A 12744-nucleotide genomic window follows, 5' to 3' on the forward strand; every position below is an offset into this window, starting at 1 on the left:
TGTGAATTTTTTTCAACCCGCTGCGTTTTTCGTCAAGAGGTGCTATTGTGAGTAACCTGCTTGAGGTGCGCGGCCTGTGCAAAACGTATGCTACCGGGCCGAACAGGGTCGAGGTGCTGACCGGCATCGACCTCGAACTGGAGGCCGCAACCACCACCGCCCTGGTGGGGGCCTCGGGCGCCGGCAAGAGTACGCTGCTGCATCTGCTGGGGGCATTGGACCGGCCGTCATCGGGCACCGTCAGCTTCCGCGGCGAGGACATCTTCCGGAAGAGCGATCGTGAACTGGCTTTTTTCCGCAACAAAAGCATCGGGTTCGTTTTCCAGTTTCACCACCTGCTCCCCGAGTTCACGGCCCTGGAGAACGTCATGATGCCGGCTCTGATCGCCCGCGTCGCCCGTGACAAGGCCCGGGCAGCGGCGGCGGAGCTGCTGGATGACGTGGGGCTCTCCCACCGCATGGGGCACCGTCCCGGCGAATTGTCCGGGGGGGAGCAGCAGCGGGTGGCCATTGCCCGTGCCCTGGCATTATCCCCGGAGTTGCTGCTGGCGGATGAACCGACCGGCAATCTGGATATGAAGACCAGCGAGGGGGTACATGCCCTGTTGGCCGAATTGCAGCAGAAAAAGGGGCTGACCCTGGTTGTCGTCACCCATAATGAACGTTTGGCCGCCGCCATGGGAAGAACCGTGCGGCTGGTTGACGGACGGCTTGAACAATTTACATGAGTCTCGGGGGAAGAGTGCCCATATTTCGTATGGCAGTGATGGTTGCATGCGCGTTTCAGTTCGCCGTTGCCGGTATGGCGTGGGCTGAAGGCGAAAAGATTTCAGAGGTACGGGTCAAGGGCAACCGGCGCATTGAATCGGCCGCCATCCTCAACGTCGTCTCAAGCAAGGCGGGCGACACCTTGTCCGGCGACAAGACCGACGCCGACATCCGCGCCATTTACAAGCTGGGCCATTTTCAGGATATCCAGGCTGCCACGGAAGAGACCGACAAGGGCGTGGTCCTGGTCTATACGGTGCTGGAAAAACCGGTCGTCCGCGACATCAAGTTCGAGGGAAACAAGGAACTGGGCACCGACAAGCTCAAGGAAGCCCTGGAACTTCGGCAGAACGCCATATTCTCCGCCAAGGACCTTGCCAAGAGCGTTGCCAAGATGAAAAAACTCTACGGCGACGAAGGGTACTATCTGGCCGAAATCGAGCCGGCGATGGAAAAACGCACGCCCACGGACCTCGCAATTACCTTCAAGGTCACCGAAGGGAAGAAGATCCTCATCCGCGTCATCCGTTTCGACGGGAACAGGGCCTTCACCGACAGCCAGTTGCGCAAGGTCATGGAGACCAAGGAGAAGTGGTTTCTGTCGTGGCTGACCGGGGCCGGCACGTACAAGGAAGAGGTGCTGAAAAACGACGCCTTGCTGGTCGCCGACCATTACATGAATAACGGCTATATCAATGTCAAAGTGGGAGAGCCGGTCGTCAAGCTGACCGACGCCAAGGACGCCCTGGAGGTGTCCATCGGCATCACGGAAGGGCAGCAGTTCCGCATCGGTGAGCTCGATTTCAAGGGGGAACTGCTGGAGCCGGTGAGCGAGTTGCGCAGGAAGGTCAAGGTCGAGCCGGGGCAGGTCTTCAGCCGGAGCACCCTGCGCACCGATATCGCTACCCTGACCGATATCTATGCCGACAAGGGGTATGCCTTTGCCAACGTCAATCCGCTGACAAAGGCCGACAGCGCAAAGCAGACCATTGACCTGACCTTTGATATGGAAAAAGGTGAACTGGTTTCCATCGAACGGATCAACATCGCCGGCAACCCCAAGACCCGCGACAAGGTGGTGCGCCGCGAACTGCGCATCACCGAGGGTGAACTCTACAGCGCCACCGGCATCAAGCGCAGCAAGCAGAATCTCATGAACACGGGCTATTTTGAGGAAGCCAATATTGCGACGGCCAAGGGGAGCGCCGGCAACAAGCTCAACGTCAACGTGGACGTCAAGGAGAAGCCGACGGGATCGTTCAGCATCGGCGGCGGCTACAGCTCCCTGGACGGCATCATCGGCCAGGGCTCCGTCCAGCAGTCGAACTTCCTCGGCCTGGGGCTCAAGGCGAACGTTTCCGGCTCCATCGGCGGGAAGTCCCAAACCTACTCCCTCGGCCTGACCGACCCCTACTTCCTGGACACCAAGTGGACCCTGGGCGCCGACGTCTACCGGACGCAGCGCGACTACAACGACTACACCCGGCGCCTGACCGGCGGCGACATCAAGGGGGGGTACCCGATCAACGACTTTATCGGTACCTTCTTCATGTACAAATACGAGATCAAGGATATCTACAATCCCCAGGATGCCTATTCGAGGCTCAATCATGACGACCCGGACAACTATCCGCTGGGGGTGACGACGACCAGTTCAGTCATGGCCAGCATCACCCACAACAATACCGACTACCGACTCGACCCCACCACCGGGTTCATCAATTCGGTGACGGCCGAATTTGCCGGCCTGGGGGGGAATAACAAGTTTGCCCGCTACACCCTGGAGAACACCTGGTTCCACCCGATCTACAAGAAGCTGATCTTCTCCACCAAACTGGCCCTGGGGTACGTCCAGGAGGTGGGTGGGACCCTGGTGCCGATCGATGAGAAGTTCTACCTGGGCGGCATCTCTTCGCTCCGCGGCTACAAGGCCCGCACGGTTTCCCCGGTAAAGCTTCTGGGAACCGCCGACCACGCGTCCCTTACCACGTCGGAGGAGAAGGTCTACCTGGGGGGCAACAAGGAATTTTACGGCAACGCGGAGTTCTCCTTCCCCCTCCTGTCCGATGTGGGGGTCAAGGGGGTCGTATTCTTCGATTACGGCAACGCCACCAGCGCCCCCTACAACAAGATGTTCGATTCGCTGCTGATGAGCTACGGCGGGGGGATCCGGTGGGCCTCGCCGCTTGGGCCGCTCCGCCTGGAGTATGGCATCCCCGTCAACCCGCGCGCCAACCTGGACAGCCCCAGCGGCAGGCTCGAGTTTTCGATCGGCAGCCTCTTTTAGGCTGCATCATACAGAAAAAGGAGAACGTCAATCATGAGAAGGTTTATACTGGCGGCAGTCATGGCTTTCGGTTTTGCAGCGGCATCGGCGTCTGCCGCCGATGTGAAGATCGGCTACGTCGATATGCAGCGGGCGCTCAACAACTCCGAGGCGGGTAAGGAGGCCAAGGAACAGTTGGCGGCACGCCTCAAGAAGTATCAGGACGAGATCAACGGCAAGCAGGAAGAGCTCAAGAAGCTGAAGGACGAGCTTGAGAAACAGGGCATGCTCCTGTCCGAAACCGCCCGGGCCGCCAAGGAAAAGGACTACCAGCAGCGGTTGAAGGAGTTCCAGCGTTTCACCAAGGACGCCCAGGACGAGCTTCAGGGCAAGGATGAGGAGTTCACCCGCAAGATCCTCGAGGAGATGGAAAAGGTTATCAAGGAGTACGGCCGTACCAACGGCTATGCCTTTATCTTTGCCAAAAACGACAGCATGATGCTGTATGTGGATGAAAAGTCCGATGTGACCGAAGAAGTGCTGAAACGCTTCAACGCCGCAAAAAAGAAATAGCAGGCGCCGTATCGCTTGTGCGGCCTGAATTTTGACTATCGCTACGGGGCAGTGACATGCAACAAAGCAAAACATTGAAAGAGATAGCCGACTACCTGGGAGGCACGGTCAAGGGGGACGAAACGGTGCGCGTTGGCGGACTTGCCCCCCTGGAAACGGCCGGTCCCGACACCATCACGTTTCTGGCAAACCCCAAATACGCCGCCAAGGTGGCGGAGACCAGGGCCGGAGCGGTGCTGATGGTACCCGGGAGCGAGGCTTACGGCCGCAACGCGGTCGAGGTGGCCAATCCGTACCTGGGATTTGCCAAGCTTCTGACGCTCTTCTACACATCCCCCCATCCTACGCTGGGAATCCTGCCCGGGTCGAGCGTGGGTACCGGCGTGACCTTGGGGGAGGGGATCAGTATCTATCCCGGCGCCTGCATCGGGAACAACGTCACCGTCGGCGACCGGACCGTCATCCACAGCGGCGCTGTCATCTACGAGGGTGCCGTGATCGGCGCCGACTGCGTGGTGCATGCCAATGCGGTCATCCGCGAACGTTGCCGTCTCGGCAAGCGGGTGATCATCCAGCCCGGTGCGGTCATCGGGAGCGACGGCTTCGGGTATGCCCCGGACGGACGCGGTTATTACCGGATTCCTCAGATCGGCATCGTCGTGCTGGAGGACGATGTGGAGATCGGCGCCAATACGACCATCGACCGGGCGGCCCTGGAAGTTACCCTGATAAAGCAGGGCACCAAGCTCGACAACCTGGTGCAGGTCGCTCACAACTGCCAGATAGGGCGTGATTGCATGATCGTCTCCCAGGTGGGGATATCGGGCAGCACCAAGGTCGGCGACCACGTGACCCTGGCCGGCCAGGTCGGGGTTGCCGGCCATCTGACCATCGGCGACAACGTGATGGTGGGGGCCAAGTCGGGGATACCCAACTCCCTGGCCGCCAATGCCGGCTACAGCGGCTATCCGGCACAGCCCCACAAGGAGTGGCTCAAATCCATGGCGGTGGTCGCCAACCTGCCGACCCTGAAGAAAACGGTCGGCAGCCTGGAGAAGCGCATCGCCGAATTGGAAGAACAACTGAAAAAATAACGGCTTGATTGGCCACGGAGCCACAGAGACACAGAGACACAGAGGAAAATCAGAGGCAGAGGAACAAGACGGTTTTATGTCCATCTGCTGTAACGTGAGCAGATTGTTTTTTGACGTTCTCAGTGCCTCTGTGGCTCCGTGGCAGACTGTTTATTTGTGGCACCTATTTTATTTCAACGAGGTTTCCCATGCTAATGGACGTCAATGAAATCATGAAGATCCTTCCCCACCGCTACCCCTTCCTCATGGTCGATCGGATCGTTGAACTGGAGCACGGCAAGCGCTGCGTCGGAATCAAGAACGTTACCATCAACGAGCCCTTCTTCCAGGGGCACTTCCCCGGTCATCCGGTTATGCCCGGCGTGCTGATCGTCGAAGCCATGGCCCAGGTGGCCGGTATCATGGCCTATCTGGCGTCGGACGATGAGACGAAGAAAAAGGTCAGCTACTTCATGTCCATCGACAGTGCGAAGTTCAGAAAACCGGTGTTCCCGGGCGACCAACTGCGCATCGAGATCGAAACGACCTTCAACCGCCGCGGTATCTGGGGGGTCGACGGCAAGGCCTTCGTGGGCGAAACCCTGGTCACCGAGGCCGCCCTCAAGGCGACCTTTGCCGATAAAGCCGCATAACACAGGCATATGCCAATTTCTTAGGTAATACCGGGGAGAGTTTCAATGATACACCCAAGCGCAATAATCGAACCGAGCGCACAGCTAGCGTCTGATGTCGAGGTAGGCCCCTATGCGATTATCGGCAAGCAGGTCACCATCGGCAAGGGCACCAAGATCGGCGCCCATACCGTGATCGGCGACTGGACGGAGATCGGCGAGAACAACCAGATCTTCCATCAGGCCTCGGTCGGTGCCCCCCCCCAGGACCTGAAATACCGGGGCGAAGAGACCTGGACCCGCATCGGCGACAACAACATGATCAGGGAGTTCGCCACAATCCACCGCGGCACGGTTTCCGGCCACGGCGAGACGGTGGTGGGCAACGGCAACCTCTTCATGGCCTACTCCCACGTGGCCCACGACTGCCGCATCGGCAACAACGTGGTCATGGCCAACGTGGCGACCCTGGCCGGGCATGTCACGGTGGAGGACCACGTCATCCTGGGCGGCCTGGTGGCGATACACCAATTCGTCACGGTCGGCGCCCACGTCATGATCGGCGGCGGCACCCTGATCGGCCTGGACATCCCGCCGTACATGATCGCCACCTCGGGCAAGCGCGATGCCAAACTGCGGGGGCTGAACCTGATCGGCCTGAAGCGGCGCGGGTTCTCGGACGAGGCGATCGGCAACCTGAAAAAGGCCTACAAGACCCTGTTCATGGCCGGCCTGAAGCTCCCCGACGCCATCAGCCGCATCAGGGCCGAGGTCCAGGAATGCCCTGAAGTGGACTACCTGCTGGCCTTCATTGAACGCTCCGAACGGGGGATCTGCCGCGGATGAGCGCCATGAGGACGGCCGTCATAGGCGTTGGCTACCTGGGTAACTTCCATGCCCAGAAGTACGCCGCCATCCCCGATGTGGAACTGGTCGGCGTGGTGGACAGCGATCCGAAACGGGCCGCCGAGATTGCCGCGGCGCTGGGAACGACCGCCTACAGCGATCACCAAACCCTGATCGGCAAGGTGGATGCGGTCAGCGTGGTGGTCCCAACCCAGTATCACCACGCCGTTGCCCGGGATTTCCTGGCGGCCGGCGTTCATGTGCTGATCGAGAAGCCGATCACCGTCACCACGGCCGAGGCCGACGAACTGATCGCCCTTGCCGAAGCGCGTAAACTGGTCTTCCAGGTCGGCCATCTGGAGCGCTTCAACCCGGTTCTGGTGGCACTTGGGGACATACTCCACGAACCGCTCTTCATCGAATCGGTGCGCATCGCCCCTTTCAAGCCGCGCGGTACGGACGTGAATGTGGTCCTGGACCTGATGATCCACGACATCGACATCATCCAGCACATCGTCGGCTCCCCGGTGGAGCGCATCGACGCCATCGGCGCACCGGTCTTCACCGGGGAGGAGGACATCGCCAACGCCCGCATCGTCTTTGAGAACGGCTGCGTTGCCAACGTTACCGCCAGCCGCATCAGCCTGAAGAGCGAACGCAAGATGCGAATCTTCCAGCGCGACGCCTACATAACCCTGGACTTCCAGAACCGCAAGCTGCTGGTGGCTCAGAAGGGGAGTGGCGAGTTGTTTCCGGGGGTCCCCAACGTGAGGGTCGATGAGCGGGAACTGGGGCAGGCCGATGCGCTCAAAAACGAGATCGAATCTTTCCTTGAGGCCATCAGGGAGGGAAAACAGCCCCAGGTGAGCGGCCGGGAAGGGAAGATGGCGCTGGAGACAGCCCTCAAAATCAACGTAAGCCTGAAAAGGACACACCCATGATACCGATGGTAGACTTGAAGACCCAATACCACACCCTGAAAGCTGAAATAGACACGGCCGTTCTCGCCGCCCTGGAGAGCAGCCAGTTTATCCTGGGCCCCAACGTGACCGCCCTGGAGCAGGAGGCGGCCGCATACCTGGGCGCGCCCCACGCCGTCACCTGCGCATCGGGCACCGACGCCCTGCACCTGGCGATCCTGGCGGCCGGCATCGGCCCGGGGGATGAGGTCATCACCTCGCCGTTCACCTTCATCGCCACGGCCGAGGCCATCTGCTACGCCGGGGCCACGCCGGTCTTCGCGGACATCGACCCCCAAACCTTCAACCTGGACCCGGTCATGGTCGAAAAGGCCATCACCCCCCGGACCAAAGCGATCATCCCGGTGCATCTCTTCGGCCAGCCGGCCGACATGGCCGCGTTCAGCGCCATCTGCGAGAAGCACAACCTGCTTCTCATCGAGGATTGCGCCCAGTCCTTCGGTGCCGCGATCGATGGCCGCATGACCGGCACCATAGGCATGCTGGGCTGCTTCAGCTTCTTCCCCAGCAAGAACCTGGGATGCTACGGCGACGGCGGCATGGTCACCTGCGCCACGGCCGAGTTGGCCGAGCAGGTCAAGGTGCTGCGCAACCACGGCAGCCGGGTACGGTATCACCACAGCATGATCGGTTTCAACAGCCGTCTCGACGACATCCAGGCCGCCATCCTGCGGGTGAAGCTCAAGCGGATCGACGAATTCAACGCCGGCCGCCGCCGTGTGGCGCAGCTCTACTCGTCCCTGCTGGCCGACGTGGCCACCGTTCCCCATGAGGATGGCAAGGGACGGCACGTTTACCACCAGTACACGATCCTGACCGACCGGCGCGATGCCGTCATGGCAAAACTCTCCGAACAGCAGATCGCCTCGGCCGTCTACTACCCCATCCCGCTCCACAAACAGGATGTCTTTGCCCAGGCCTGCGCCGGCGTGAGCCTGCCGGTGGCCGAAAAAGTGGCCGGCAGCTGCATGTCGCTCCCCGTCTACCCGGAAATGCCCGACGCGTCGGTGCGCCTGGTGGCGGAAACCGTCAAAGAGGTACTGGTTGGCTAAACTGTATCCCTGTGTTCCCCCTGGTGTTGAAGGGATGTGCGCGTGATGCCCGACATTGTTCCATCGACGGCACAGCGGAATATCATGATCGTGGCGGGTGAGGCCTCCGGCGACATCTACGGCGCCGACCTGGTCCGCGCGGCGCTCAAACTCGACCCGACACTGCGTTTTTTCGGCATCGGCGGAGCGCGCATGCGCGAGGCCGGGGTGGAGACGCTGGTGGATTCGGCCGATATGGCCGTGGTGGGGCTGGTGGAGGTGCTCAAGCATTTCGATGTCATCTCGGGCGCCTTCCTCACGCTGAAAAAGCTCCTGTCTACCGACCGGCCCGACCTGCTGATCCTGATCGATTATCCCGGTTTCAACCTGCGCCTGGCCAAGGCGGCCCGAAGGGCCGGCGTCAAGGTGCTCTACTACATCAGTCCGCAGATCTGGGCCTGGCGCCAGGGACGGGTCAGGAAGATCGCACGGCTGGTGGATCACATGGCGGTGATCCTCCCCTTCGAGGCCCCCTTTTACGAGCGGGCCGGGGTGCCGGTCTCCTTCGTGGGGCATCCCATGATCGACCTGGTCACGGTCACCCGGGAGCGGGACGAGGCGGCCGCAAGCTTCGGACTCGATCCCGGGCGCAGGATTGTCGGGCTCTTCCCCGGCAGCCGCCGCAACGAGATCGAGCGGCTCCTGCCGGTGATCATCGAAGCCGCCACCCTGCTGAAGCGGCGCTTTCCCGACATCCAGTTTGCGCTTCCCCTGGCGTCCACGCTGCGCGATGAGGATATCGTTCCGCATCTTGCGGCGGCCGGCCTTGAGGTCACCATCACCCGGGAACGGATTCATGACCTGATCCGGGCCTGCGACGCCGTCGTTTCCGTTTCCGGCACCGTCACCCTGGAAATCGCCTTGGTGGGCACCCCCATGGTGATCATCTACAAGCTCTCGCCCCTCACCTACCAACTGGCAAAACACCTGGTGAAGGTGAACAACATCGGCCTCTGCAACATCGTCGCCGGAGAAACCGTGGTCCGGGAACTCATCCAGCATGAGGCCAATCCGGCCATGATCGCGGACGAGATCGGTTCGATCCTGACGGATGCCGGCTACGCCGGGGCGATACGGGGAAAACTGGCGGCCATACGGGAGAGGTTGGGCGGTGGCGGCGCATCCGCCAATGTGGCGCGACTGATACTGGCAACAATGGAAGATCAATGAAACCAACCCTGTTACGCACCCTCGGATTTTTCAAACCCTACTGGGGCCTGCTGCTCCTTTCCGCACTCTGCTCGGCGGTCGTGGGCGGCATGGACGGCGCTTTCGCCTATCTGGTGGAACCGGTCCTGAAGAAGATCTTTGCCGGCAAGGATACCGGCATCTTTCTGCTCGTGCCGATCGGGATCATCGCCCTGTTCCTGGTCCGGGGGGTTGCCCGCTTTACCTACGATACGGCCATAAAGCTGGCCGGCCAGAAGGCGATCCAGGATATCCGCAATACCCTGTATGCCAGCACGATTCGCCAGGATATGGCCTTTTTCAACCGCCAGGCCACCGGCGAGCTCATGTCGCGCATGACCAACGATATCTCCCAGATGCAGGAGGGGATCGGCCAGGTCGTGAGCGGGCTGTTCCGCGACCTGATCTCCGCCGTGTCGCTTCTGGGGGTCATCTTTTATCGCAACTGGACACTGGCCATCATCTCCTTCGTGGTGATCCCGGCCACGGCCTATCCCGCCCAGTTGATCGGCAAGAAGATCAAGAATGCCTCCGGGCGCAGCCTCAACGTCATGGGGGGGCTGACCGCCACCCTTCAGGAAACCTTTTCCGGCGTCAAGGTCATCAAGGCTTTTGGTCTGGAAAACCAGATTATCAGCCGTTTCCACGCGACCAACCTGGAGTTTTTCCATCAGATCCGCCGCTTCATCAAATACGAATCCCTGGCCATGCCGGTTTCCGAGGCCATCATCTCCTTTGGGGTGGCCGGCGTGATCTATTTCGGCGGCAGCCAGGTCATGTCCGGGCACATGACCGCCTCGGAATTCTTCTCGTTCATCGCCGCCATGGTCATGGTCTTCAACCCGATCAAGAAGCTGCAAAGCTCCTACAACGTCGTCCAGCGCTCTGCCGGTGCGGCGGAGCGCGTCTTCAACCTCCTGGACGAACACCGGGCCATCGTCGATCGCCCCGGCGCGCTTGACCTCGGCCGTTCCGCCGGCCGAGTGGAGTTTCGCAACGTATCCTTCAGTTACGGCGGCGAACCGGTCCTTCAGGACATCTCCCTGGTCGCCGAAAGCAACCGGATGATCGCCCTGGTGGGGCCCTCGGGCGGCGGTAAATCGACCCTGGCGGCCCTGCTCCCCCGCTTCTATGACGTAAGCGAAGGCGCCATCCTCATCGACGGCCGCGACATTCGCGACGTGACCGTTGCCTCGCTCGTCTCCCAGATCGCCCTGGTGGACCAGGAAACGACCCTGTTCAACGAAAGCATCGCCGACAATATCCGCTACGGGAAGCCGGGAGCTCCCCTGGAAGAGGTGATGGCGGCAGCCAAGGCCGCCTTTGCCCATGACTTCATCCTGGAATTGCCCGACGGGTACGATACCAGCATCGGCGACCGGGGACTGCGCCTGTCCGGCGGGCAACGCCAGCGCATCTGCATCGCGCGGGCGCTTCTCAAGAATGCGCCGATCCTGATACTGGACGAGGCCACCAGCGCCCTGGACACGGAGAGCGAGCAGATGGTGCAAAAGGCCCTGGATAACCTGATGGTCAACCGCACCACCTTCGTCATTGCCCACCGGCTCTCCACCATACTGCACGCCGATACCATCATCGTCCTGGAAAAGGGGCGGATTGTGGAACGCGGCTCCCACGAAGACCTGCTGAAAAACAGTAGTCTCTACAGCCGGCTGCACGCCCTGCAATTCAGCGACCGCACCACCGGCGACCCCAGCGCCGAGTCATGAAACGCATCCTCTGGCCCGCTCAGACGGCCCTGTTCTACCTGCTCACCCTGGTTGGGGCGGTCCTCCCCGCGGGCCTCGTCTTCCCCGCCGGAACGGTGGTCGGCGCCGTCATGGCCCGGCTGCTGCCCAAACGGCGGCGCATCGCCATCGACAATATCCGCCAGGCCCTCCCTTTCATGAAGCGGCATCCCGACTGGACCTGCCCCCTGGAAACCCCTGAAGAGATTGCCCGCGAACTATTCCGGCATCTGGGAATTTCCCTGCTTGAAACCTGCCGGCTGTACCACGGCAGGGGGGACGCCATCATCGGCGGCGTCGAGATCAGGGGGCGCGAACATTACGAGCGGGCCCGGGAGCGCCACAAGGGGATCATCTTCGTCACCGGCCATTGCGGCAACTGGGAATTGCTGGCTCTGGCGTTCTCCCGCACGTTCGGCACCTCCATGTCGGTCGTGGCGCGCCGCCAGAACAACCCCTCCCTCAATGCCATGGTGGAAACCATGCGGCTGCATTACAACAACAAGGTCATCTACAAAGATGGCGGCCTGCGGCAGATGCTCGGCGTGCTGAAAAAGGACGGGATCATCGGTATTCTGGGGGACCAGGCGGTTTTTCCCGAGGACGGGACACTGATCGATGTCCTCGGCAGGAAGGCCTGGGCCACCAAGGCCCAGGTCATCATCGGCCGGAAAACCGGGGCACCGCTGGTCCCGGCCTTCATCCATCGTGAAGGCGCAAAGAGCGTCATCACCTTCTATCCTGAATACGAGCTGGGCAGCGACACGTCGGACGAGGGTATCCGGCGCGATGTCCAGGCCTTGTCGCGCTATGTGGAGAACTTTGCCGTTGCGCATCCGGCTGACTGGTATTGGGTGCATCGCCGCTGGAAACGGGCCGGGGAACCGTCATGCTGAACACCAAGCTTCTTGATTTCGGAGTACCGCTTGTGGTGCTGGTGGCGGCAACGGCCCTTATTGCCGTCACCGGGGCCGACCTGAAGGCCGCGACGTTTTTTTACATCAACGGCGCCTGGCCCGTGGGGGATGCCCAACCGTGGCACTTCCTGTACCTCTACGGCCATTATCCCGCCTATATCCTGGGAGGGGCCGCGTTGGCGCTGTACGTGGCAGGCTTTGCCAAGTCGCACTTGGCGACTTTCAGGAAGGGCGCGGCTTTCATGGTGATCCTGCTGCTGTTGGGCCCCGGCCTGCTGGTCAACGCTGCCTTCAAGGATTGCTGGGGCCGCCCCCGGCCGCGGGAGGTCGCCCAGTTCGGCGGGAAACGTGCCTTCCACTCCCCCTGGGAAAGAGGCATTCCGGGCAACGGCAAGTCGTTTCCCTCCGGACACGGCGCCTCGGCCTTTTACCTGGCCATGCCGTATTTTGCCCTGCGCCGCCGCTCCCCGCGGATCGCACGGCGGATATTCGTCCTCGGCATGCTGTACGGCATCGTGATGGGAGTGGCCCGCGTCAGTCAGGGCGGGCATTTCGTCAGCGACATCCTGTGGGCCTGGGGGGTCGTCCACCTCACGGCCGTGGCGCTCTACTACCTGATGGGGCTTGACCGGGAGACCGCTCCCGCCGGCAGGGGGTGACCC

The 12744-nt window shown here is 61.4% G+C and carries 12 protein-coding genes; all 12 read left to right on the plus strand.

The window, feature by feature from the left end:
• The first annotated feature begins 47 nt into the window (after positions 1-47).
• Entirely contained in the window at positions 48-728 is a 681-nt protein-coding gene (locus tag FO488_RS02930; protein ID WP_149209160.1) for an ABC transporter ATP-binding protein, read from the plus strand.
• Positions 729-766: 38 nt separating this feature from the next.
• On the plus strand, positions 767-3055 hold the full coding sequence (bamA, locus tag FO488_RS02935; protein WP_240732243.1) for an outer membrane protein assembly factor BamA: 2289 nt from the start codon (positions 767-769) through the stop codon (positions 3053-3055).
• Positions 3056-3088: 33 nt separating this feature from the next.
• Positions 3089-3607 carry an OmpH family outer membrane protein gene (locus FO488_RS02940; RefSeq protein WP_149209162.1) on the plus strand — a complete coding sequence of 173 codons (519 nt, stop codon included), beginning with the start codon at positions 3089-3091 and terminating at the stop codon, positions 3605-3607.
• 56 nt (positions 3608-3663) lie between these two features.
• Positions 3664-4701 (plus strand): UDP-3-O-(3-hydroxymyristoyl)glucosamine N-acyltransferase, encoded by a 1038-nt coding sequence (gene lpxD, locus FO488_RS02945; RefSeq protein ID WP_149209163.1) that lies wholly within the window; start codon positions 3664-3666, stop codon positions 4699-4701.
• A gap of 188 nt (positions 4702-4889) precedes the next feature.
• Positions 4890-5333 (plus strand): 3-hydroxyacyl-ACP dehydratase FabZ, encoded by a 444-nt coding sequence (fabZ, locus tag FO488_RS02950; protein ID WP_149209164.1) that lies wholly within the window; start codon positions 4890-4892, stop codon positions 5331-5333.
• A gap of 45 nt (positions 5334-5378) precedes the next feature.
• Positions 5379-6158 (plus strand): acyl-ACP--UDP-N-acetylglucosamine O-acyltransferase, encoded by a 780-nt coding sequence (lpxA, locus tag FO488_RS02955; RefSeq protein WP_149209165.1) that lies wholly within the window; start codon positions 5379-5381, stop codon positions 6156-6158.
• On the plus strand, positions 6155-7099 hold the full coding sequence (locus FO488_RS02960; RefSeq protein ID WP_149209166.1) for a Gfo/Idh/MocA family protein: 945 nt from the start codon (positions 6155-6157) through the stop codon (positions 7097-7099). The genes lpxA and FO488_RS02960 overlap by 4 nt, the downstream gene beginning before the upstream one ends.
• The gene (locus tag FO488_RS02965) at positions 7096-8190 is read left to right on the plus strand and encodes a DegT/DnrJ/EryC1/StrS aminotransferase family protein (protein WP_149209167.1); all 1095 of its coding nucleotides are present in this window, start codon (positions 7096-7098) and stop codon (positions 8188-8190) included. The genes FO488_RS02960 and FO488_RS02965 overlap by 4 nt, the downstream gene beginning before the upstream one ends.
• A gap of 45 nt (positions 8191-8235) precedes the next feature.
• Positions 8236-9399, plus strand: a complete 1164-nt coding sequence (lpxB, locus tag FO488_RS02970; RefSeq protein ID WP_370514310.1) for a lipid-A-disaccharide synthase — start codon at positions 8236-8238, stop codon at positions 9397-9399.
• Entirely contained in the window at positions 9396-11147 is a 1752-nt protein-coding gene (locus FO488_RS02975) for an ABC transporter ATP-binding protein (RefSeq protein ID WP_149209168.1), read from the plus strand. Before lpxB ends, FO488_RS02975 begins: the two co-directional genes overlap by 4 nt.
• On the plus strand, positions 11144-12061 hold the full coding sequence (locus FO488_RS02980; protein ID WP_149209169.1) for a lysophospholipid acyltransferase family protein: 918 nt from the start codon (positions 11144-11146) through the stop codon (positions 12059-12061). Before FO488_RS02975 ends, FO488_RS02980 begins: the two co-directional genes overlap by 4 nt.
• Entirely contained in the window at positions 12055-12741 is a 687-nt protein-coding gene (locus FO488_RS02985; protein ID WP_149209171.1) for a phosphatase PAP2 family protein, read from the plus strand. Before FO488_RS02980 ends, FO488_RS02985 begins: the two co-directional genes overlap by 7 nt.
• The last annotated feature ends 3 nt before the right edge of the window (positions 12742-12744 follow it).

The sequence above is a fragment of the Geobacter sp. FeAm09 genome, assembly GCF_008330225.1.
In the GTDB taxonomy this organism is placed as follows: domain Bacteria; phylum Desulfobacterota; class Desulfuromonadia; order Geobacterales; family Pseudopelobacteraceae; genus Oryzomonas.

Excerpts from the sequence above, each read along its gene's own strand:
- bamA (WP_240732243.1), top strand. The coding sequence starts at position 767 with ATGGTTGCATGCGCGTTTCAGTTCGCCGTTGCCGGTATGGCGTGGGCT.
- FO488_RS02940 (WP_149209162.1), top strand. The coding sequence starts at position 3,089 with ATGAGAAGGTTTATACTGGCGGCAGTCATGGCTTTCGGTTTTGCAGCG.
- lpxD (WP_149209163.1), top strand. The coding sequence starts at position 3,664 with ATGCAACAAAGCAAAACATTGAAAGAGATAGCCGACTACCTGGGAGGC.
- fabZ (WP_149209164.1), top strand. The coding sequence starts at position 4,890 with ATGCTAATGGACGTCAATGAAATCATGAAGATCCTTCCCCACCGCTAC.
- lpxA (WP_149209165.1), top strand. The coding sequence starts at position 5,379 with ATGATACACCCAAGCGCAATAATCGAACCGAGCGCACAGCTAGCGTCT.
- FO488_RS02960 (WP_149209166.1), top strand. The coding sequence starts at position 6,155 with ATGAGCGCCATGAGGACGGCCGTCATAGGCGTTGGCTACCTGGGTAAC.
- FO488_RS02965 (WP_149209167.1), top strand. The coding sequence starts at position 7,096 with ATGATACCGATGGTAGACTTGAAGACCCAATACCACACCCTGAAAGCT.
- lpxB (WP_370514310.1), top strand. The coding sequence starts at position 8,236 with ATGCCCGACATTGTTCCATCGACGGCACAGCGGAATATCATGATCGTG.
- FO488_RS02975 (WP_149209168.1), top strand. The coding sequence starts at position 9,396 with ATGAAACCAACCCTGTTACGCACCCTCGGATTTTTCAAACCCTACTGG.
- FO488_RS02980 (WP_149209169.1), top strand. The coding sequence starts at position 11,144 with ATGAAACGCATCCTCTGGCCCGCTCAGACGGCCCTGTTCTACCTGCTC.
- FO488_RS02985 (WP_149209171.1), top strand. The coding sequence starts at position 12,055 with ATGCTGAACACCAAGCTTCTTGATTTCGGAGTACCGCTTGTGGTGCTG.